Annotated in this window: 21 protein-coding genes; 3 read left to right on the forward strand and 18 right to left on the reverse strand. The window is 29.2% G+C overall.

The genetic code is table 11. From position 1 onward, the window contains the following. Window positions 1–5 precede the first annotated feature (5 nt). The 3 genes from RDK80_RS00620 to RDK80_RS00630 are packed head-to-tail and all read right to left on the reverse strand — an operon-like array spanning window position 6 to window position 2,465. A complete protein-coding gene (locus tag RDK80_RS00620; protein ID WP_094899719.1) occupies window positions 6–770 on the reverse strand; it encodes an S-methyl-5'-thioinosine phosphorylase in 765 nt (254 codons plus the stop codon). Between the two features lie 10 nt (window positions 771–780). Further along, window positions 781–1,818, reverse strand: coding sequence for an S-methyl-5-thioribose-1-phosphate isomerase (mtnA, locus tag RDK80_RS00625; RefSeq protein WP_094899718.1), 1,038 nt, complete (start codon window positions 1,816–1,818; stop codon window positions 781–783). Continuing rightward, entirely contained in the window at window positions 1,818–2,465 is a 648-nt protein-coding gene (locus tag RDK80_RS00630) for an L-fuculose-phosphate aldolase (RefSeq protein ID WP_094899717.1), read from the reverse strand. The genes mtnA and RDK80_RS00630 overlap by 1 nt, the downstream gene beginning before the upstream one ends. Window positions 2,466–2,641: 176 nt before the next feature. Between RDK80_RS00630 and RDK80_RS00635 the strand changes: the two genes are divergently transcribed. The 3 genes from RDK80_RS00635 (at window position 2,642) to truA (ending at window position 5,990) form a co-directional block, all read left to right on the forward strand. Beyond that, on the forward strand, window positions 2,642–4,207 hold the full coding sequence (locus RDK80_RS00635) for a hypothetical protein (protein ID WP_094899716.1): 1,566 nt from the start codon (window positions 2,642–2,644) through the stop codon (window positions 4,205–4,207). 62 nt (window positions 4,208–4,269) lie between these two features. Continuing rightward, window positions 4,270–5,172, forward strand: coding sequence for a DUF2935 domain-containing protein (locus RDK80_RS00640; RefSeq protein WP_094899715.1), 903 nt, complete (start codon window positions 4,270–4,272; stop codon window positions 5,170–5,172). An 80-nt stretch (window positions 5,173–5,252) separates the two neighbouring features. Further along, complete coding sequence (gene truA, locus RDK80_RS00645; RefSeq protein ID WP_308523156.1) at window positions 5,253–5,990, forward strand: tRNA pseudouridine(38-40) synthase TruA; 738 nt, start codon at window positions 5,253–5,255, stop codon at window positions 5,988–5,990. On the opposite strand, the gene RDK80_RS00650 is transcribed toward truA, so the two are convergent. The 15 genes from RDK80_RS00650 to RDK80_RS00720 form a co-directional block, all read right to left on the reverse strand. Next, window positions 5,987–8,011, reverse strand: coding sequence for an erythromycin esterase family protein (locus RDK80_RS00650; RefSeq protein ID WP_308523157.1), 2,025 nt, complete (start codon window positions 8,009–8,011; stop codon window positions 5,987–5,989). The two genes, truA and RDK80_RS00650, sit on opposite strands and share 4 nt — an antisense overlap. Window positions 8,012–8,174: 163 nt before the next feature. Further along, window positions 8,175–8,807, reverse strand: a complete 633-nt coding sequence (locus RDK80_RS00655; RefSeq protein ID WP_094899711.1) for a hypothetical protein — start codon at window positions 8,805–8,807, stop codon at window positions 8,175–8,177. After that, window positions 8,773–9,921 (reverse strand): ABC transporter permease, encoded by a 1,149-nt coding sequence (locus RDK80_RS00660; protein ID WP_308523158.1) that lies wholly within the window; start codon window positions 9,919–9,921, stop codon window positions 8,773–8,775. Before RDK80_RS00660 ends, RDK80_RS00655 begins: the two co-directional genes overlap by 35 nt. 3 nt (window positions 9,922–9,924) lie before the next feature. Further along, window positions 9,925–10,779 (reverse strand): ABC transporter ATP-binding protein, encoded by an 855-nt coding sequence (locus tag RDK80_RS00665; protein ID WP_308523159.1) that lies wholly within the window; start codon window positions 10,777–10,779, stop codon window positions 9,925–9,927. Next, window positions 10,763–11,074: a hypothetical protein gene (locus RDK80_RS00670; RefSeq protein WP_094899708.1), complete on the reverse strand. Its 312-nt coding sequence runs from the start codon at window positions 11,072–11,074 to the stop codon at window positions 10,763–10,765. The genes RDK80_RS00665 and RDK80_RS00670 overlap by 17 nt, the downstream gene beginning before the upstream one ends. Window positions 11,075–11,094: 20 nt before the next feature. After that, window positions 11,095–11,607, reverse strand: coding sequence for an RNA polymerase sigma factor (locus RDK80_RS00675; RefSeq protein ID WP_094899707.1), 513 nt, complete (start codon window positions 11,605–11,607; stop codon window positions 11,095–11,097). 39 nt (window positions 11,608–11,646) lie between these two features. Further along, window positions 11,647–12,390 (reverse strand): ABC transporter permease, encoded by a 744-nt coding sequence (locus RDK80_RS00680; RefSeq protein WP_094899706.1) that lies wholly within the window; start codon window positions 12,388–12,390, stop codon window positions 11,647–11,649. After that, complete coding sequence (locus RDK80_RS00685) at window positions 12,383–14,545, reverse strand: M1 family aminopeptidase (protein ID WP_308523160.1); 2,163 nt, start codon at window positions 14,543–14,545, stop codon at window positions 12,383–12,385. Before RDK80_RS00685 ends, RDK80_RS00680 begins: the two co-directional genes overlap by 8 nt. After that, the gene (locus tag RDK80_RS00690; protein WP_308523161.1) at window positions 14,532–15,425 is read right to left on the reverse strand and encodes an ABC transporter ATP-binding protein; all 894 of its coding nucleotides are present in this window, start codon (window positions 15,423–15,425) and stop codon (window positions 14,532–14,534) included. The genes RDK80_RS00685 and RDK80_RS00690 overlap by 14 nt, the downstream gene beginning before the upstream one ends. A 120-nt stretch (window positions 15,426–15,545) precedes the next feature. Beyond that, on the reverse strand, window positions 15,546–16,316 hold the full coding sequence (locus RDK80_RS00695) for a nucleotidyltransferase family protein (RefSeq protein WP_308523162.1): 771 nt from the start codon (window positions 16,314–16,316) through the stop codon (window positions 15,546–15,548). Between the two features lie 15 nt (window positions 16,317–16,331). Next, window positions 16,332–17,996 carry a radical SAM protein gene (locus RDK80_RS00700; RefSeq protein WP_308523163.1) on the reverse strand — a complete coding sequence of 555 codons (1,665 nt, stop codon included), beginning with the start codon at window positions 17,994–17,996 and terminating at the stop codon, window positions 16,332–16,334. Beyond that, entirely contained in the window at window positions 17,993–19,210 is a 1,218-nt protein-coding gene (locus RDK80_RS00705) for a DUF6365 family protein (RefSeq protein ID WP_308523164.1), read from the reverse strand. Before RDK80_RS00705 ends, RDK80_RS00700 begins: the two co-directional genes overlap by 4 nt. Then, on the reverse strand, window positions 19,207–20,130 hold the full coding sequence (locus tag RDK80_RS00710) for a radical SAM protein (RefSeq protein WP_308523165.1): 924 nt from the start codon (window positions 20,128–20,130) through the stop codon (window positions 19,207–19,209). Before RDK80_RS00710 ends, RDK80_RS00705 begins: the two co-directional genes overlap by 4 nt. A 15-nt stretch (window positions 20,131–20,145) precedes the next feature. Further along, entirely contained in the window at window positions 20,146–20,946 is an 801-nt protein-coding gene (locus RDK80_RS00715; protein ID WP_308523166.1) for a hypothetical protein, read from the reverse strand. Window position 20,947: 1 nt separating this feature from the next. Continuing rightward, window positions 20,948–22,240 carry a DUF6365 family protein gene (locus tag RDK80_RS00720; protein WP_308523167.1) on the reverse strand — a complete coding sequence of 431 codons (1,293 nt, stop codon included), beginning with the start codon at window positions 22,238–22,240 and terminating at the stop codon, window positions 20,948–20,950. Between the last annotated feature and the right edge of the window lie 7 nt (window positions 22,241–22,247).

A 22,247-nucleotide genomic window follows, 5' to 3' on the forward strand; every position in this document is an offset into this window, starting at 1 on the left:
CACAATTATAATTCAATTATTGAATTGTTGCATTTACACTGTTCTTGATCTAGTCCTTGTTTAAATATTTCTATAAAAACTTCTGTTATTTTTTCCTTATTTCTGTTCATTGCACCCTGAATGTCATGCAGCTCTATTTCCCCACTTATTCCTGTGCACCAGTTGGTTATAATTCCTATGGTTGAGTAGCACATACCTAATTCCTTAGCCAGCACAACCTCTGGTACATTAGTCATACCTACTACATCACCGCCAAGACTTTTATACATCCTTATTTCAGCACCAGTCTCAAATCTTGGCCCTTCTGTACATACATAGACTGCATCTCCTTTTATTTCTAATTCATGTTTTTTAGATTCATTATAAAACTTTTCTCTTAGATTTTTACAATATGGATCACTCATATCAACATGTTTTACTGGTTCATTTCCGCCCTCAAAGAAAGTCATTGGTCTTAATTTGGTAAAATCAATAAAATCTTTAATTACAACAACATCGCCAGGAATATAGTTTTCATTACATGATCCTACTGCCGCAGTTCCATATATATATTTCACTCCTAGTTCTTTCAATGCCATCATATTAGCTCTATAATTTATTAAGTGAGGAGGTGCAGAATGTCCTTTACCATGTCTAGCCAAAAATACAATATCTTCTCCCTCTATATTGATAATATCCAATTCTACTTCTCCATACTTTGTCTTTACTTTTTTTATAGTAGTGTTATGACCTGTATCATATACACCCGTGCCTCCGATTATAGCTTTCATAGATTCACCTCTATCTTAGTTTCATTATATTTTCCTTATATGGAAACCTTATAATTCCCTTCTCAGTTATTATTCCAGATATATTTTCCCAAGGAGTTACATCAAAGGCTGGATTATATACTTCTATTCCCTCTGGAGCAGTTCTTACTCCATCTATATGGGTCACTTCTATTGAATCCCTTTCTTCAATCTCAATTTCTTTTCCTGTTTCTATATCAAAATCTATGGTCGTCGTAGGTGCAACTATATAAAATGGTACATTATAAGCCTTAGCTACTACAGATAACATAAACGTACCTATTTTATTTGCAGTATCACCATTTAAAGCAATTCTATCTGCACCAACTAATATTACATCTATTTTCCCATCTCTTATCAATGTGGCAGCTACATTATCTGCTATCAATTTTGATGGAATCCCTTCCTGTACCAGCTCCCATGCAGTTAATCTACCACCCTGTAATCTAGGTCTTGTCTCATCGGCGTAAACAAATATATTTTTTCCAGTATAGTGTGCTTCTCTTACAACTCCAAGAGCTGTACCATATCCGACTGTAGCTAAAGCACCAGTATTGCAATGAGTTAGAATAGTTGCCCCTTGTTTTATAATTTCATTACCATGCTTTGCCATAGCCTTATTTGTAGCCATATCTTCCTCAAATATTTTATCTGCTTCTTCCTTTATCTTTACATATATTTCTTCATTTGATAAGCTTCTATTTTCTTCTATTAGCAATCTCATCTTTCTTATTGCCCACATTAAATTTACTGCTGTAGGTCTTGAATTGTTTAAAACTTCCAAAGCTTTATCAAGATTTCCTAGGAAATCTTTCTTGTCTTGATTTAAAAACTCCTTGGCTGCTAAGACAACTCCATAGGCAGCTGTAGCGCCTATAGCTGGTGCTCCTCTCACAACCATGTCCTTTATAGCGAAGTCCACCTCCTTATAGTCTTTGCATTGAAATATTTCATAAATAGTTGGTAGCTTTCTTTGGTCAATTAAATATAGAATGTCATCCTTAAATTCAATAGCTTTTATTTCTTTCATTATTTCTTCACCTGCCCATAAGTCTTAAATTTTTCAAGCATTAATACCATCTCTTCTTCTGGTAGAATTATCGGTTCTCCAATGGACTTAGTTCTATAATATAGCTCTGCACAATACTCAATTTCTTCCGTAATATTAAATGCATTAGCTAAATCCTTTGCACCTGCCAATAATCCATGGTTTGCCAATAATACTGCATATCTATCTCTCATAGCTTCAAAGGCATTTTCAGCCAATTCCTTTGTTCCATATGTAGCATACTTTGCACATCTAACATCAAGTCCCGCCAAAGCAACCATATAGTGTACTGGTGGTAGTGACCAATTTAAACAAGCAAGTGTTGTGGCATACATAGTATGTGTATGAATTATTGCATCTATCTCTTCTCTATTAGCATAAAATATCCTATGCATTTCCACTTCTGATGATGGCTTTTTATCTCCTTCAATTATCTTCCCTTCCAAATCCATAACTACTACATCTTCTGGTTTTATATCAAAATAATCTATGCCAGTGGGTGATATGCAAAATAATCTTTTCTCTCTATTATAAATACTTAGATTTCCACCTGTTCCCTTAGTAAGTCCTGATGTAACCAATCTTTTCCCATATTCTACAATCTCAGTTCTTTCATCTATCATCAACATTGTATCAGCTCCCATTTTGAAAGTATAAACTTTCCATCATTATGATTAGATAATACCATTGATTTGATTCTACATCAACTTTTTTGACAACTATATATCACTTTTTTTGTAACTTGTTTGTTACCCAAACCTTAAGATTCCAGTGTATAATATGATTATAGAAAGGAGAATATTGTATGTGGAAAAAATCGATAAAATTCATAGTACTACTTCTATGCTTAACTATTTTTACAATGGCTTGCTCTAAAAAAGAAAGTCTTCCGACTGCTTTAAGTCTAGAGCAATCGATCAAAGAAATCATCATATCAAAAGGTGCTAGCTACGATTTTTTGACTGATACAGCCTATATGGAACATATGGATAAACTTGGGGCTGAACTTACAAATGACCATAAATCTCCTCATTATGCAATTGGAAATCTTGATGAAGATAGCATACCAGAGCTTGCTGTATTTAAAGAGAGAGATCCTAAAGACATGAATGATGAAGGAAGTCTGGAAATTTACAAATTTAACGGAGAAAAATATACTTCTATAGATAAAATTTCAATGAACTATGACAATACCAACTATCAAATTGCAATTGGTAAAATATCTGAAGAACAAAATGGATTGCTTTTAAATAATCAGGTAGGTGCTCACTCTGGATTAACTTATGGTTTTATTCTAAAGGATGGCAAACTTAAAAGCATATTTAATGAAAATAAGATTTCACTACTATCTATATATACTGACAATGAAATTAAAGATATAAACGATGATGGAATCTTAGAATTTAGTATTTATATAACGGATCCAGAAACTAAAGATTCTACTGTTTCTAGCTCTGACAAGATGACTCTCTGGTATAGATGGGATGGTAAAGATTCTGCCACTCTACTGGAAGTTGAGAGAAAAGATTATTCTAAAGACGAGTCAGACAAAGAAATATTTAATGAAGCAAAGGACTTGATAGAAAATAATTTCCCTGAAGCATTAAAATATATGGAGGAACATAAAGATGAATTATCAAAATATGATAATACTGAGCTTTTAATGAAATATATGAAAATATTAGATGAGATGTCTTTTGATGAAGGTGTTGAAATCGAAAACTTATTTATAAAATACCAGAATAATGAAAACTTCGATTATCTATTTAAAAAATATGGTTTATCTATTGAAAAATTAAATAGCTTAGAATACTTAACTCGTGAAAAGGTACTAAAGGATGAAGAAGAATTGAAGAAACATCTAATCGATCATATCATCCTTGGATATAAGTTAGATACTTCGGAAGGTATTTATTATTATTTAATAGATAATCAAAAGTTCGTAGATACTTTTGGTCAAAATATTACTAACGAATATAATGATTATCTCAAAATATTAGCTCTAGATACTAATGAACCTTTTATGAATGATGGAAGTCTTATGATATCTATGGATAAATTAGCCGAAAGGATATTATTAGTTGAAAGCTTTAAAATGGTTTATCCATATTCAAATCTACTACCAAAGGTTGATGAATTATATAAATGGTACATCTACACTTATTTTTACGGAGATAACCATACTCCTAACTTTAATGAAAATACTTTTATAATGAAAGAAGAAGTTCTTAAAGAATTTGAAAATGCCATAGGAAAATATGAATATACTAATTTTGCAGATATAATAAGAGAATTTATGGAAAACTTAAAACAAAATAATAATATAATTAATGATGAAATCAGAGTAAAACTTGATGAAAGATTAAACTAATCACAAAAATCTCCCCTCATAATATTATATATTACGTAATATTATAAATAGGGGGGATTTATTTGTTAACAAGAAAAGAATTTATTCAGATTTCACTTGAGACAAATTTATTTTTTCAAAGAATTATGAAAGAGCATCTATTTTTTATACAAACTAGTCTTCCATCAATCAATGAATCTGAAATTGATGAGGCTAATATACTTAAAAAATCCTTTGAAGCACTATTAGCTGAAACCGTCATATTTGGTAATTGTGCAGTAAGAAATGAAGTTTTACAATCAAATGAAATTGTGACACCTTTTACTCTAAGAGCAGAGCAAATATCATCTAAATTAACTGGTGCTTCTCTAAACATGGAAATTACTGAAGCTGAATACGATTTAAGATCAGATCCAAACTTTAATTATACAGAATGGTTAGAAGAAAAAATTTGCAACATAAACATGAGATCAATGAATTTATTAGAGGAAGTCATTAATCTTAAGAAAAAATTGCTTAAATCTCAGTTAGAATGTAAAATATTTACAACCCTCTATCCTCTTCTAATAGAACATATTCTTCGAGAGGCTGAGTTGTATATGGAAACATTAAAGTCTTTACAGAATAGAAAACTACCTGATAGAACTAAATGTGATGATTTAAACTTTTGGAATCAAATAATGGAAGAACATGCAGAATTTATTGATGGACTACTTGATCCTACAGAAGAAGAATTAAAGGAAACTGCGGAAGAATTAGCAGAAACCTTTGAAAAGATATTAGAAGAAAAATGCGATAAAAATAATGAAAAAGAAATATTAAATAAAAGTTTAAAGGCAACAGAAAATATAAGGAATTTTAAAAAAGCTGGTACTGAAGGCTTGTTAGCATGCAAAATCAGATCTATCATTATTCCTCTCTTAGGAGATCATGTACTAAGAGAAGCAAACCATTATTTAAGAATCATAAAAGAAATGAAAAACTGATGGCTACACATCAGTTTTTTTATTTATATATAATCTAATATAAGCTATAATAACTATAATAAGATATAGGAGTAGATAAAATGAGAAATATTAAGATGTACTTACAATTTGATGGCAGCAGATATGCTGGATGGCAGAGATTAGGTGATGATGATAATACTATACAAGGTAAGCTAGAAACTTTACTGAGAAAAATGACTTCTGAAGAAGTAAATGTAATAGGCTGTTCAAGGACTGATAAGGGAGTCCATGCTAAAGCATTAGTTTGCAACTTTTTCACTAATTCTGATATGACAATAGATGCGATAGAAAGTTATATTAATCGCTATTTACCTGATGATATTGTAGTTTATAATCTATTGGAAGAAGATGAAAGATTTCATTCTAGATATAATGCCAAATCTAAATTATATAGATATACTATAGATAATAATAAGTACCAAGATGTATTTACTAGAAAATTCACTTCTCATGTTCCTAAAAAACTAAATATAGATTTAATGCAGAAAGCTGCTAATGAGTTGGTTGGAACTTTTGACTTTGCTGCCTTTACTACTATGAAATCAAAAAAGAAAAGCTCTATAAGGACTATAATGAATATCAATATATTAAAGGAAAGCAACTATATTTATATAGATTTTGAAGGTGATGGATTTCTTCATAATATGATTAGAATAATTACAGGAACTTTAGTTAGGGTAGGAAAAGAAGAAATTAGCCCCAAGGATGTAAAGTCTATACTTGAGGCTGGAGATCGTAGTATTGCAGGTCCTATGATTGAGGCTAAGGGTTTATGCTTGATTGAGGTTAGGTATTAGATTTTAGAAATTGAAACAACTCCTAACATTATTAAAATATTATAGATAACTAATATTATTGAAATCATAATTAAAGGTTTTTTCCCTTTATAATACAACAATCCATAAGTATAACCATATATAAGTCCATATATAATGTTTATTAAAATATTAAAAGAATATAATAATATTCCAGAACTAAAATAGTGCTGTGAATTAATCAATGCCATTATAATAGAAACAATAAGAATATGTTTAAGATAAATAGCTTTTTCTTTTGAAAGAGCTTTTATTATATTAAGAGGCAAAATATAGAGTAAAAATATTTCACCAATTCCAATCAATATAAAAAGAATTAGGTATATAATAGCTGATATACCTGTATCAACATATATTCTATTAAATATATCTAAAGAATTCACTGTGATTGATGTCATCGTTAAAATGGTCATAATAAATAAAACTATTGCACAATACTTAAAGGTGGAAATAGAATTAAAATAATTATTCGTATTTATTATTAGCTTTTGAATAATATTAATATCTGTTTTCTCCTCAACGTCTTTCCCTAAAATATGAAACCTTCCTGAAGACTTCTTTGTTAAATTTGATGCAGACTTCTTATATAATTTATATAAAATTACAAATACAATTATAGCTATAATTGCCATAAGAATATAGTATTGTATTAAGAGTTTATTTCCATCTGGTAATCCATCAATATGTGGTTCGGCTCTTTTAGCTTCTGTAGTAGATTGCACAAAGATCATGCCATCGAACCTATCTCTTACTACAATTTTATTCATAGGATTTACATTATGCCATTTCCCAAAATAGGTTGCACCAATATGATTTACATGGACTTTAGATGATAAAAAATCCAATAATATCTTGTCTTTTTCAGCATTTTTAAAATCTAAAAAACCAATTGAAATTCCTGTTTTATTCATTTCATCTCCATATGATCCTACTGGTGATGAACTTATATGGAAATTAGCTAAACTACTACCTATTCTTGTACCATAAAATGTGGCTGGCCAAGATACAAAATTTCCTTGATAAAAGTCAAAACCTAGAGAATAGTAATCCTCATTATATATATCCTTTAAGTTTTCTCCCATCTTTTTAATTTCAAAATAACTATTGGCAATATGTCCATTATGAGCCCATAACATAATTTTATCATTGCCGTAATATCTATTCTCATACTCTAAAATCCATCTTACATTCTCAGCCATATGATAGTCTCTGGTTTCAGATTTTGCTCCATTAGTTTGAAAATCAACCCATTGGCTTATAACTGCAATATGTTGAAGTATTAAGTCGTATTCTTCTACTGAGCTATTATTAATATAATTATCCTTATTTCTTATAAGATCAGCATGTATTTTGTCTATCTTTAGGTTAAATTTCTTTAAACTATCTTTATTTGAATGATAATAAACCTTATTTGAATCTTTTAAGCTTGCTTTATATTGAGTAATATTGTTAGAACCTATTTTCTCTAAATAATCTAAAACATAATCTACATTATTATCTACGGATTGCATATCAAATCCATAAAACCTAATCTTATTTTCATCTGTTGTATTTTCATTATACTCCTTCATCCACTCAATCATATCTGCTACTTCCTGAGTATTCCAAGTCCAAAACTTCATAGCATCTAAACAAGTCTGTATGCTTCCTTTGCCACTGAGAATGTAATCATTAACAACTTGAGCCCCACCAAATTCAGCCTCTATACCAAACACCCTATACCCCATTTCCTCTACTAAGAATTCAAACATCCTATGTTTCATCTGAAAAAACTCACTTGTTCCGTGGGTAGCTTCCCCCATGCCTATAATCTTCTTATCCTTAAGAATTTCTTTCAATGGCATAAGGTCTTCAAAACCATTCCTAGGTTCCGTAGTCTTTAACGGAATTAGGCTTTCCTTTAGCCTCGTAGTTAACTCACTTTCTGCATCAGCCTTTATCTCTATAAAGCTTGCAAAAATAATTGTAACGACTATTAATACTATTAGTGCCTTTTTATTCATTATTATTCCCCCTATTTTCATTCCCCTATTATGTGTCTATCTCTTTTTCTATGATACCCCATATCCAAATTATGGTAAAGCCTGTATTTGAATATATAACATCTTAAGATAAATTATAAAAAATGCCAAAGGATAGTAAAAATAATCCTTTGGCAATGTAATTTTACTTTGAAATTTCTTTTTTTATAATAAAAAGAAATACTATTATAGCAATTGTAGCAATAGAAAATAACTTTATTTTACTTATATAGTTTCCCCTACCCATTCCAAATAAATATAAATTCTTGGTAAATCTTCCCTTTGAGAACATTTCGAAGAAATAATAGAGAAAAGGGACTAAAATACCAATAGATATTTCCTTAGTCATATATCCTAATATCATACCAATGACTCCCAAGTACAATGCTGTTGTATAAGAGCCAAATAAAATATTAGTTATATGGAAGTCTGCTCTAGCAATTTTCAATGGAAGAAAGATAATACTTAATACCAAAGATAATTGTATAGAAGTAATAACGATCCTATATAAAATAATTCTCCAGTAGGGATATACCTTTGAATAGACCATTTCCGATACCCCATATTCATCTTCAATCAATGCAGTTCTAACAAACATTGCTATACCAATAGGAGATATAAGCTGTTCTCCAATAAAAATTATACTATCTTCTAATAAGTCATTTTTATTTATCATTAAATAAATAGCTCCCATATATACCAACGCTAAAGCCATGGTATTGAAGGAAATTATCTTTATGTTACTATAAAGTATCTTTTTGTCTAATCTTAAATCCATTGCTCATCTCCCCTCGCTTTCTATCCCATAGCTTTATAGCTATAAATAATAATATTAAAGAAAATATAGTAAATAGTATTCTATTTAAACATATATTCTTTATAAAAGGTTGAAATTGAGAGTACGGAATAACTCTATTGAACCTTATAAAATATTTTGTAGGCTGAATCCCTTGAGGCAACAAATTTCTCATGCTATAGAGCCAATAAAAAAACTGGGCTATAATTGATACTATTCCATTATTAAACACAAGCTGAATTACATAGCTTAGGGAAGTCACAAACATAATAGTAGGTATAATCCACACTATAGAATATTTAAAGAATCCTCCGTAGGAAATAGTATCTCCTGTTAATTTTGAAAAGCCATGAAATAGCCAAGTTACATGACCTGTTACTAAGAACAATATTAAAATTGTTATAGTTATATCTCCTAGATATTTTCCCAGTACATATTTATATGAAGGCACACTAGTAGTATATATAAGCTCATTACAATTATATCTCTTATCTTTGGTAAGAGTAAAAGCCGTTACAAATACGGTAAAAAAGCTTATTGCAATTCCTATATAGTCTGCAAAGAGTCTTCCATAGGCATCAGTAACCTTATCTTCTTTAAGAATAGCATTATAAATTTCTATCTCTTCATCATAATATCTGCTACGAATAATAGATGAGAAATTATTTTCATTGCTATATACAGTATTTCCACCTAAAGCTTTGTCTACTCTATATATAAACTCATAATATTCATCAATAGTTTGAAAACTTATGTCTTCCATTTCTTTTATTGCTTCTTCTAAAATTTTTCTTTGTTCTTCATTTATTTTTTCATAGAGCATATTTATTCCCTTAATCCTTAGAGTATCACCTGAGTTATAATCAGCTTTCATAGTATTATAAGCATACTCAATATGATCTTCTAATGTAACTTCCCTTATAGTTTCATCAACAGTATTATATTTAAATCTAGGAGGTATAGGTTTTATGCCATCTCTCTTTACATCTCCTATAAATTGAGTGTAATAGAATAGGAATATAGCTACTATTAAAATCAATATACTTAGACTTTTAGTTTGTTCCTTTATTTGCTTTAAAAAGATTTTTCTAAGCATTTTCTATACCCCCTTTATAAGCTTCATATATGCATCTTCTAAAGTTGGAAAAACATTATTAGCATTTAGAGATGGTTTCTCCTTTGACAAAATCCTTAAAGAAATCTTATCCTCATCCACTATAGATGAAATAACATTGTACTTGTCCATATACTGTTCAGACTCTCCAAAATTTACATTTAGATTCCACACATATCCGTCTGCTTTTTTTATTACATCTTTTACTGTCCCACTATAGATAAGCCTTCCTTTATTTAGAATCGAAAGACTTTTACAGCTTAATTGAATATCCTCAACAATATGAGTTGATAATAATACAGTTTTTGTCTTTCCAAAATCAGAAAGCATATTTCTGACCCTTATCCTTTCTTCTGGATCAAGCCCTGCTGTAGGCTCATCTACAATTAATACTTCTGGATCTCCTACCATTGCTACGGCTATTCCTAATCTTCTCTTCATTCCTCCTGAAAGAGTCTTTGTCTTAGCTTTATATATATCTTGAAGATGTACCATTTCTAGCCTATCTAATATTTCTCTTTTATTTAACTTTATATTAGAAAGGGAGGCAAAATAATCCAAAGTTTCATATACTGTAAAATTTGGATAAAAGGAAAACTCCTGAGGAAGATACCCTATTATCTTTCTTATTTCCTCTTTATTATCCACTTTTATATTATCATAATAAATTTCTCCTGATGTCTTAGGTAATAATGTTGACAAAATTCTAATAAGAGTTGTCTTCCCTGCTCCATTAGGCCCTAAAAGTCCGTGGATTCCCTCATCAAAGGTAAGATTTATTCTCTCTAATATCTTATAAGCTCCATAGTATTTTTCTAACTCTTTAATTTGAATTTTCATAATAAATCCTCCTTTTAGCCTCATTAAAACTCAAATAATCATAAATTTCCGCACCTATTAAAAATGCTGATATACATATAATTAGCCACTCCATACTAACTCCTAATATAAAATATAGTATCAAGCTTAAAAAAGATAAACCTCCAAATATTGATAATGATAATTTTATTTCTATCATCCTTAGAAATTTCTTGTTTTCTTTTATCTTATCTAACTGATATCTATCATATTCCTGTACTCTTACTCTTCTCCATACTTCATTTAGATATTTTCTATTGTTTTCCTCAGATCTCATAAAATTTACCTCCATCAACTTTATTTTTCAGCATATAGAGCCTTTAATTTTTTTCTTGCTCTAAAAATATTTATTTTCACCTTAGATAAACTTATACCTAATACTTCTGAGATCTCCCTATAAGACATCTGCTGAAATGCATATAAATAAAGTATGCTCTTTTGACTTTCATCTAATTTATTAAAGTTGTCCATGAATCTATATTCTTTTTCTTTATTTACTATAATCTCTTCGGGAGAAATAGTGGAGGCAATATTATAATCAGTATAAATATTTTTATTATTATCTCTAATATAGTCTACAGATTTATTGTGTATAATAGAAAATAAATAAGATTTCAATGTACTATAATCTCTTAATCTTTCTCTATATACATAAAAGATAGCAAAACTATCTTGAACAACATCCTCTGCTGCATAATAATCTTTAAGTATACTTAATGCAAAATTTACAGCTTCTTTTCTATGTTTAAGAACAAATTCCTCAAAGGCATTTTCATCACCATTTTTTAATAGCTGTAACCGTTCATCCACTCTTTCACCCCCATCTCATTTATATAACTAACCATAGCTTTATTCCTTTTCTCTTTTCAAGCATGTATACATTAAAAGTATAACACCTAAGAATATAAATATAAGTCTAGAATAAATGAAATGATTAGATAAATTAAATGGTATAACTTGGCTCTTTCTTCCTATAAGTTCTGCAAAGGTAGATATATCAAAGAAATGTTGTCCAAATATATCTAACCATAGTGGCAGAATACTTCTTGTATTTATGCTTCCTAATAAAAATACTATTGGAATCAAGCCATATAATAGCTTTGAGTTCGTTTTTCCCAAAACCATACTAACTCCTAATAGAAATATAAAAGTAGGAATAAAAAACCATATAATATATTTTCCAAAGTTGGTAAATTGGCTATAATTAAATAATACCTTATAATATATAAAACTCATGACAATCGGAACCACAGTTGTCAATATAAAAACAACCACTAATCCAGCAATTTTCAATATATAGTATTTGCTCTGAGATATAGGAGCTGAAAATAATATCTTTCTAGCTCTTAATTCTTTTTCATTAAAAATATTTGTCATGATAAATACCATTATACTCATTATTAAAGGTGAAATTAACTGAATAAAAAGTGTATATGTCCATTCAGAAAATGGCGCCGTTCCATAATATCCGCCTATTACTAGTCTTGTCAGTGAATCATAAGTAAATGCCATCAATATAAGGATCATATATAAATACTTTTTTGATATAATCGTTCTTTTAATCTCATATTTTAATAAATTAATATTATTCAAATTCCATCGCCTCCTTAGAAAGATTCATTTCTTTAAGAAACTCTTCATAGGTTAAATCCTTATACAAATAATTTTTATATACCTTTGCTATTCCTTTTAAAAATTCTTTTTCTCCTGAGACTTCTTCTCCATTTAACAATTTAATAGGCATCAAATAATATAATTCACTCTGAAGCTTTTCCATCTCTAAGGACTTTCTATATTTCTCATTTATTTTATCTAACATTTCACTATTATTTAGATAATAGTAGTTATTCAATTCTCGTACACGACTTTCCCATCTACTCAAAAATAAGTTAGATTCCATATCTCCAAATTCACTTTGTATATATTTATAGGACATATATTGTGCAAGCCCTTCACATGACCAAGGACTATCTTCTATTACCTTAACACCTGTCCCCCACCATTGATGTGCAATTTCATGAGCTATTGTACTTATATCACTCATAAAAATATCTATATCCATACCCCTATACTGAGTATTATCATCACCAATTACTGAATACATAGCTTTATCACGATTTAACATGTTTTCTGAAATAGTTATAACATTTTCTGATGAATGACCACCTCGCTTATATAGTGCAACTTCTGCAACTTTTAGTGGATATATATCCGAATAATAATCTCCTATATTTTCAATATAATACTTCATCATATTTTTTATATATTCTTCTATTTTCATATTCTGCACATATTCCTCATGTCTAGGAGAATAGTAAAATTCAATGTTCATATTTTTAAAGTTAATTTGGTGTTTCTCATATATGCCTGCAAATGCTCCAATGTCTGCTGTATGAGAATTATATTCAAATATCCACTTCTTCAATTGACCTTCTATCTCTGTAGCTATGAGTCTTCCTGGAACTACCATTGTTAAATATTCCGGCGCTGAATAATATCCACTAATCTTTATAGAGTCTCCTTCTTTAACTAAAGGCCTGAAAATCCAATTAGAATTCTCTAGTAAATAAATACTATCTTTAGAGATATATCCCGGCATACCTCTACCTACTCCATTTTTATCAGTTTTCACTTTTCCACCATAGGAAATCATGATTTCTATTTCTTCTATATTTGATATAGGAATTTCAATCTTACCTTTATTCTCTCTATATTTTACTTCTTTTCCATTAACCTTTATAGAATCTATATTTAGTCCCTCGTTAGTATGAAATGTAATTGAATCAGAACCTTTATTTATGAAATCATATAGAACCCTTCCATACATTTCTCCCTTTTCATTATCAAAAATGATCTCTGGCTTAAGACCTGTTAAAGATATGTTTTCATCAATATTAGTTTCCATATTTCTTATTAGTTCCATTGTATAAGGCTCTTTTATATAGGTAAACCCACTTCCCAATACAGCAATTACAACTAATAATATCAATATTTTGCTTTTTATATTGATTAAAAATGATTCCTTTAAATTGAATTCATATCTTCTTTTAAATAGCAATCCTACTCCAAATATTGAAATAGAGATAAATATCCACAGTAATCTATTATAGATAATGGTTTGCCCTACAGGCTGTATTCCTGCAAAATCTGAAATAATATCTAAATTAGTTTGTACCCATGTAAATAAATAGTTATTCGAAGTTAAACTCTTAACAAATAATATTCCTAAAGCTATAAAACTTATATCCAAGCTATCTGTTAAAAGATATAAGCCACTTACTATTAAGGTAGAAAATAAAAGAGATGGAAAAAATATAATCCAATAGTTAAATAGATAATAAAAAATATCAATTGGAATACCAAATACAAATTTTTGTATGGCAATAACAGCCATCATTCCAATTATAGTTGCTATAACTTCATAAAAAACTATAGCCAAGATACGAATTATCATTAATCTATGATAATTTATATTAGATTCTATAATTCCCTTACTTCTTTTTTTCTTATCTTTATCTAGCGTTAATACTGTAAACAATCCAAATAGCAATGCACATATTGAGGCTCCAAATCTTACAGCACCAAAGGCAATAGTTGAAGAAGACCTTCTTATATAAAACAAATCAAAATCATTAGACATATTTAAGGAATTTATTCCAGTTGTTGCAGCAATACAGGATACCAATATCAAAAACACTATCATTTTTGATTTAAGCATTAATTTAATTTCATTCTTAAATAAAGACATATTCTTCCTCCTCCAGCATGCAATATATATAGGCATCTTCTAAGGAAGGAACTACTTTTTCAAAATATGAAGGTAGAGATTTAGATACTACCCTATATCTAGTACCAGTAGGAGTTATAACTGTAGATGTAATCTTAAATTCTCCTTTTAATTCTCTTTCTAAAAAATTCTCTTTGTCAGCACCTATAATCTCCACAATTCCTACATGATCTATGGCTTTTCTAACTAGTTCACTAGGTTCACCGACAAATAGTATCTTACCTTTATTTATAACTATAATTAGATTACATATGGATTCTACATCTTCAATAATGTGAGTAGATAATATAACTATTTTATCAATTGAGTCTTCAGAAAAAAGATTCCTAAATTTAATTCTTTCTTCAGGATCAAGTCCTACAGTTGGTTCATCAACTATAAGCAATTCAGGATTATTTAACATTGCCTGGGCAATTCCAACTCTCTGTTTTTGTCCTCCTGAAAGAGTCTTTATTTTAAGTTTCCTCTTTTCTTCAAGATTAGTCATTACTAAAACTCTTCTTATTTCCTCTTTCTTATTTTCCTTTATTCTTTTTAAGGAAGCCATATAGTCTAGGTATTCCTCTACCCTTAACTCCTCATATAATCCAAAGTCTTGGGGCAAATATCCTAATCTTTCTTTTAAGTATTTTTCTCTTTTGTTAAGAGGAACTCCATCTACTAAAACCTCTCCCTCTGTAGCCATCAGCTGTCCTACTAAAATTTTCATAAGAGTACTTTTCCCTGCTCCATTTGGCCCTACAAGGCCAATCATTGCAGGAGTATTAATAGTTAAATCAATATTATTTAAAGCCTTTACATTTTTATATTTTTTACTAAGATTTTGTATTTTTATTTCCATTTTATCACCCTCCACTAGATATTCGGAAAAAAGAAGAAAAAGTTACAAAAATAAAAAAATTAATATCTTTTTTATTTAAAGATATTAATCTTTTTTAAATTATGCTAAAACTTATATAGATCAAATACTTTCAACACCATATTTTGAATCACCATAAATATCAACTTTTATACCAAACAATCTTACTAGATTATAATAATCTTCTTTAGTATTTAGATTTATATAAGAATCTCCTACCTTAAATGTAGTCACCTTTCCATACTCTTTTAATATTATCTTGAGAAAATCCACTAATTCCTTTTCTCCCCTTATGGAATTTACCGGAGTTTGGTCTATATATTTAAGAAAACTTTTTTTAAATATAATATTCCCCGTTCCCATAATATTGTTAAATGGCTTAATCGGCTTTTCAATAAAATCTAGTATATTATCATTTTTGTCTATTTCAATTGTATAAGTCTTTTTAACCAAGTTTATATCATCGACTTCTACTATTCCAATCATACAGTTATATTTCTTTTCATAGAACCTTTTGATTGCACTGGAATAATTATTATTAATTATAAACTCATCCCCTAATATAAGAATGAAATCATTATCTTCAACTGCATATTTGGCTGCCTCAAGTGCATTAATTAGTCCTTTTTGCTCTTTTTGAATGCAGTAACTTATTCTTTTACCATTATAATAATTTCCAACCTTAGACATTATATCATGGGACCTATAACCAACAACTATTATTATCTCATTGATTTCATCAATTCTACTAATGTTTTCCACATTATATTCAATAATAGTTTTATCTCTAATTTTTAAAAGACATTTGTTCTCCCCATTTGTGACAGAATCAATCCGCTTTCCTTTACCTGCAGCCAATATAACAGCCTTCATGGTTTTCCTCCTTTATTATGAGCTTTCTCTAATTTTATTCATACTAGAATAGAATTTGAATAGCTGATTAAATTCAGGATTTCTTAATTCTGATAATCGTTTAATCTTATCAATATTTTCCCTTTGCATTTCACCATAAGACCTAAAAAAATTTTCCTTCACTTCATTGAATCCCCAAAGCCTAGAATTAGAAGTCATATTACTTATATTTTCATTTAAGAACTTATCCCTATTTGCATTTAATAACATATCATAGTTGTACATATCTTTAATCAGTTCAATCTTATATCTATTTGGATATCTTCCTATTAAGCTATTAGGTATTAGAAAATATTCATTTAACCAAAAGTTGTTTATTATATCCCTATATTCATAGAGGAAATTATAGGTGTTCATAAATTCATTTTCTCTTTCATAAGGCAATCCTATTATAACTTCTAAATCTGCCCAGATCCCTATTTCCTTGCACCACTTTAGAACCTGTATAAGTTCTTTCAAATCTAATTTCTTATTTATAAATTCAAGCAGCCAAGTGTCCCCCGTTTCAAATCCAAATACAAGCTTTCTACAGCCACTTTCATATAATAATTTTAACTTTTCATAGGTCATACCATTAACTCGCCCACAATCGGACCAATATATTTCTAAATTTCTTTCCTTTAATAATCTATTAAATTCTTTTATGAATTTTAAAGATGATGGGAAATAGTTATTTAGAAAATAAAAATATTTTGAATTATACTTCTTTGATAATTCTTCAATATCCTGTACTACTCTTTCTACTTCTCCAATGATAAGCTGTCCCCTATCTGTATCACTTTGAGTACAAAACGCACAACTGTAGACACAATTATAATTAAAAATATATGGTATAAATAAGGTGTTTTCTCTATTTTTCCTTCTATTAAACTCTACTACTTGACTTGTTATTGCCAATGGGAATCTATATAATATATTTTCATTCTCCCTTTGACTTGTAGAAAGTGGATAGCTATAAGGCTTCATATCTAGCCCATCCCATGTTGGACAAATTACAATTGGACTGGCCTCTATGTTAGATTTTATCTCTCCATCTTCAAGATATAACAAGCCTTCTCCTTCTCTAACTATAATTTCTTCGGGAATTCCTTTGTCTATGGAGTTTATAATCTTATAAATGGCTTTTTCTCCAGGTCCTTTTACTATGAACTTTAATTTTTCTATAGCAGCTGTAAGTAATTCATGATAGAAATCTTTAAAAATATAAAGATAGGATACATTGTTACCTCCGACTATTACAGGCCTTTTAGTTTCTTTTTTTAGATATTTAGCAATAATCACTCCTAAATGAATTTGAAACAGAGAAAAATCAGCACCTATGGAAATACCATAAGAATCATATTCCTTCCAATTTTGATCTAAAAATAATCTAGCTATTCTATCTAATGTAATATCCTCTTCACCATAAATATAACTCAAGACCCTATCTTTATCATATAATAGAGAAATCAGTTCTTTATCTGTTTTAGTGAAAGATTTATCCATCAGAAATTGATTTATATCATGTATATACGTATCTATACCTAGTTTTCTTAAATAAGATGAAATAATTCCCATCGCTAGAGACAAGCCTATAAAATTCTGTTCTTTTATTATTGAATCCTCATCAGCAACAAGAATCATATAAAAGTTCTTTATCACCTTTTCCCCTCCAAATCATAACTTAGTATGGATCTTACAATTTCCTTAGGTGTCATCAATTCCGATAATTTCCTTCTAAGTTTATTTGTTAAAATAGTATGATCAGAATTATCTCCATAGAGAATATCCCTTATAGTTTCTATTCCTCTTTCAATTTCAAACTGCTCAATTTGAATTATAAGCTCAGCATATGGATTATTATCAAAAATTGGTTTTAAAAAACTATACCATCCTACTGGGAACATAAGATATCTATAGGGTTTTATGGTCATATTAAATTCATCTTTTGCTGCTATTTTTTCTATAGTCCCTATATCACTTATACTATTAATTATATTTACACATCTTACCCCTGATAAAGCGATCCTCACCATTGAAGTGGATGTCATGTTACGGCTTATATAGATATTAGAGATAGAAACTAATTCATCGAAAGTTTCAGTGTGCACAGAGCTGTAATGATGAATATTATCACCCTGAATCTTTTCTTTGCTTCCAACACAGATTATATGAAATTCTTCTGCTAGTTTACTAATAAGTTTATTAAAAAAACTATTGGATAATTTTACAAACTCACTTACTCCCCTATCCTCTATGTGCTCGTTTTGCCATTTTGCATAGGATACTAAGATAATCTTATCTTCATCATTATCAAATCCATATTTTATTCTATTTTTTCTTTTTTCCAAATTAGATATATCTACAAAATCGCTAATCAATGAATAAGTGTATACATTTTCTCCCTCTACTGAATCTGGATTTACAATAGGACAAGGAACTATTCTAGCTCCATAATCTTCTAAAACTATTTTCTTAGGTATATCACTTTTAAATCCATAGGTGTCCATACATTTTCTCGGATAGTTCCAATAGAAATTGTCAAATGTGCATAGGGTGGTATCAAATATATTTAAATCTTCTTTTGTTATACCATAGTGTCTATCCGCAAAATTATAATTTAAAAAATCAGAGAGTATTACTAAGTCTGGTTTAAATGAATATTTAACTTCATTGAAAAGTATTCGATTTAACTGTCTAGATTTAGGAACTAATGAAATGCATATATAGCCTTTTTTAAGAATAGTATTTTTGTGAGTTGGGGGAGCTATAAAACATATTTTGTCTCCCGATTTTATTAGTTCATCAGCAAATTCCACTGCAATTAATAGTTCACCAAAAGACCAAAAACTAGTAACTATAAAAACTACATTCATATATTCACTTCCGCTATTGGTCTTTCGCTAAACTCATGCCATCCATATTTCTCTATATATTCTTTGTATATACCTCCACATAATCTATCATGACTATAATTGCATCCGTTGCACATAGTGCCAAGGCTCTTTGTACTTTGTGACATAAAGTCAGCATAACTATTTAAAATAAAATTATGATAAAGAAGTTTAAAGTCAGTATCATACCAATCCACTAAATAATCTTTATATTCACCTAATAGACATGGAGGAAACCCCTCAAGTGTTAATTCTTTATCTGTTTTTATAACATAGTCAACAGCCTCCATTACAGGCTCTATGATTTCAGTATACCTTGGCACCACCTCATAAAAGTTTTTATATGCTCTTCCTGCAGGATGCATAGCTGAAATATTAATATGGTCAACGTCCAATTCTCCTACTATAAATTTCATAATCTCACATAGATTTCTTAAATTGTTTCTATAGACTACAGTATTGGTTCTTACCCTTGAACCCACGGCTTTTGCATTTTTAATCCCCTGTATTATTTCTCCTAACCATTCTTCATTTACATTAGCTAAATCGGCGATTTCCATTTTATCAGTATTATGAAACGAGATTACAAAAGTATTTACATTGTAATCTGATAATTGCTTTGCAAAATGGAAATCTTTTAAAGTTCTCCCGTTTGTTTGAAGAGAAACTTGTGGATAACCTAGTTCCTTAATTCTGGCTAAAATATCCAGAAACTCAGGAACTATTGTAGGCTCGCCGCCGTGAATGTTTACTACTTCATATCCTTTATTTCTGTTTCCTTCTAAGAACTTATATATAATCCTTTTATTCACATTTTCTTTTCTTTCCTGATATGAATCAACTACACAAAATTTACAAGATTGGTTACACTGATCCGTCAGATGAATACTCAATCCTTTCACAAAATCTCCTCCTATTTAAATTTGATCCTTATATGCTTTTCTGCTAATGACCTTATTACTGCCATCAATAGGTACAATTAGTTCATGCATATATCCATGATAAATATCTCCATCTTCCTTAGATACAAGGACTTTCCCCGAATATAATGATTTATTTTTTCTCATTTTTGAATTTAAATCCCCAAAAATCACATCAGAAGAGTCTGCATAATAATCAAATATTTCATAGATATAACTTTCTCCTAAATATGCTATATAAAAATCATTGTGCTTAAAGTTTGAATGCTCAAAATTCTCTCCAATAGACATATCGATGTTTTTATTTGATAGTTCTTCTATCTTCATATATTGTTTTAAACTTTTTTCTACATCTTCCTGACAATGAATAAAAGATAGAAATGAATCAAAAGCTAAGATATCGAATACTTGCATCATCAATAAATATACTGAAGGTAATTTTGGCAATTTGTTAAATGATTCTTCCACCGTCTCAAAGGGCTTTTTATAGGTACTTTCCTCAATCAGAATATCCTTATATGCTTTATCCTTTAAAGCATATATTGCATTGTAAAATTCAAATCCCTTGGCAAAGGACCATGTCATAAAATCCTCACTATCTTTTTTTCTATAACGAGTCTCATCTACTATATATTTCACAAATCCTAAGCTTTCTATAGGCTTTTCATAAATAAACCTTTTATATTTAGTTTCTAAACTAGTAACATATATTTCTCCTGAACTCGTATTAATGAATTCATTAGTCATGCTGATTGTGAATTCTTTACTCTTTTTATTTTTTAAAAACAAATAATCCAAGTTATCCCCTCTTTTCGTCTAACTCTAGCAAATATTGAAAAGCATTGTTTAATACCTCATTGACATTAGGTACTTTTGATAACTCTCTTTTAAATATATTGATGTTGTCAATCATTTTCTCACATAAATCACCATAAAGTATTTCCTTTAGTGTTGAATTTACTTGTTCTGTATTGAAAACTTGTATCCTTTCAAAACTCTTCATATAAATATTATCCTTCATAATTCCCTTTAAAAAATGATTCCAACCAAACATACTAGCTGTAAAAGGGTATATCTTTTTTAAATCCTTAGCCATGTATTGATACCATAGAGGTTTTTCCATACATTTCTTCTCAAGGGTTTTAAAATCAATGATTTTATCATTGTTCAATACAATTGAGGGTACTCCAAAATCTACTGCCTTTGTAAGAGTTATAGATACTAAATTATATGTTACAAATAAATCTGATGATTGAAGTAATTCTTCAAAAATATCTACAGGCAATGATCTATAATGAATATATTTTATTTTGGGATTTTTAAATTCCGATTCATTCCAACATGAGTCACCTACATGAATTAAGCATATTTTGGTGTCTAGTTCTGATAAGTAATTATAAATGAGAGGTAAAAGATATCTGCATAATGTGCTTTGACTTGTAAAAGAATATGCTCCCTCTAGCTCCCATTTTGAAAGTGTAAGAAAAACTATCTTTTCATCGTCTTTTACATATCTTTTTCTAATATTGAAAATAACATTTTTATCTAACTTTCTTACTTCTTGAATAACTTGATAATAAAACTGGCCTTTTTTCTTAGCTTCCTTTATTAAATCTTGCCCTCCCTTAGGCATAGAGAGGGGACAGTTTTTTAATATTATATCTACTTCTGAAAGAAGATCTGGTAATTTCTTCACAAAAATTCCATAGTAATCTAATTTATATCCAGCATTTATATAGTCATATTCATCTAAGGATGAAATAGGGATATCTAATGCTTTTAATACATCCATATTTATGCCGGTCCAATGCTGTGCATATTCCATAGTAAAGGCATCAAAAAGTATTATTAAATCATAATTATTTGATTTTATTATGGAAATTATATGCCTTTGATTATGAGTAACTCCATAATTTCGGCTAATTGTATGGACTCTAAATTCACAATCCTTCTCGAAAAAAACATTCTTTTCTTCAGAAATTAAAAAATCCATGGAATATTGATTTTTATTAAGACCTTTAGCAAAAGAATGAGCAATGACCAATTCCCCTGTTGATAATTCTCCCAAGGCCACTCCCAGTATTCTCTTCATTACATAT

It is taken from the genome of uncultured Tissierella sp. (genome assembly GCF_902479755.1).
GTDB classification, from domain to species: Bacteria; Bacillota; Clostridia; order Tissierellales; family Tissierellaceae; genus Tissierella; species Tissierella carlieri.

Bases quoted from the DNA above. Each gene is read 5' to 3' on its own strand.
- mtnA (WP_094899718.1), bottom strand. From the start codon at position 1,818: ATGAAAGAAATAAAAGCTATTGAATTTAAGGATGACATTCTATATTTA.
- truA (WP_308523156.1), top strand. From the start codon at position 5,253: ATGAGAAATATTAAGATGTACTTACAATTTGATGGCAGCAGATATGCT.
- RDK80_RS00720 (WP_308523167.1), bottom strand. From the start codon at position 22,240: ATGAAGAGAATACTGGGAGTGGCCTTGGGAGAATTATCAACAGGGGAA.
- RDK80_RS00705 (WP_308523164.1), bottom strand. From the start codon at position 19,210: ATGAATGTAGTTTTTATAGTTACTAGTTTTTGGTCTTTTGGTGAACTA.
- RDK80_RS00655 (WP_094899711.1), bottom strand. From the start codon at position 8,807: ATGGATTTAAGATTAGACAAAAAGATACTTTATAGTAACATAAAGATA.
- RDK80_RS00695 (WP_308523162.1), bottom strand. From the start codon at position 16,316: ATGAAGGCTGTTATATTGGCTGCAGGTAAAGGAAAGCGGATTGATTCT.
- RDK80_RS00660 (WP_308523158.1), bottom strand. From the start codon at position 9,921: ATGCTTAGAAAAATCTTTTTAAAGCAAATAAAGGAACAAACTAAAAGT.
- RDK80_RS00670 (WP_094899708.1), bottom strand. From the start codon at position 11,074: ATGAGATCTGAGGAAAACAATAGAAAATATCTAAATGAAGTATGGAGA.
- RDK80_RS00650 (WP_308523157.1), bottom strand. From the start codon at position 8,011: ATGAATAAAAAGGCACTAATAGTATTAATAGTCGTTACAATTATTTTT.
- RDK80_RS00620 (WP_094899719.1), bottom strand. From the start codon at position 770: ATGAAAGCTATAATCGGAGGCACGGGTGTATATGATACAGGTCATAAC.
- RDK80_RS00630 (WP_094899717.1), bottom strand. From the start codon at position 2,465: ATGTTGATGATAGATGAAAGAACTGAGATTGTAGAATATGGGAAAAGA.
- RDK80_RS00690 (WP_308523161.1), bottom strand. From the start codon at position 15,425: ATGGAAATAAAAATACAAAATCTTAGTAAAAAATATAAAAATGTAAAG.
- RDK80_RS00685 (WP_308523160.1), bottom strand. From the start codon at position 14,545: ATGTCTTTATTTAAGAATGAAATTAAATTAATGCTTAAATCAAAAATG.
- RDK80_RS00665 (WP_308523159.1), bottom strand. From the start codon at position 10,779: ATGAAAATTCAAATTAAAGAGTTAGAAAAATACTATGGAGCTTATAAG.
- RDK80_RS00635 (WP_094899716.1), top strand. From the start codon at position 2,642: ATGTGGAAAAAATCGATAAAATTCATAGTACTACTTCTATGCTTAACT.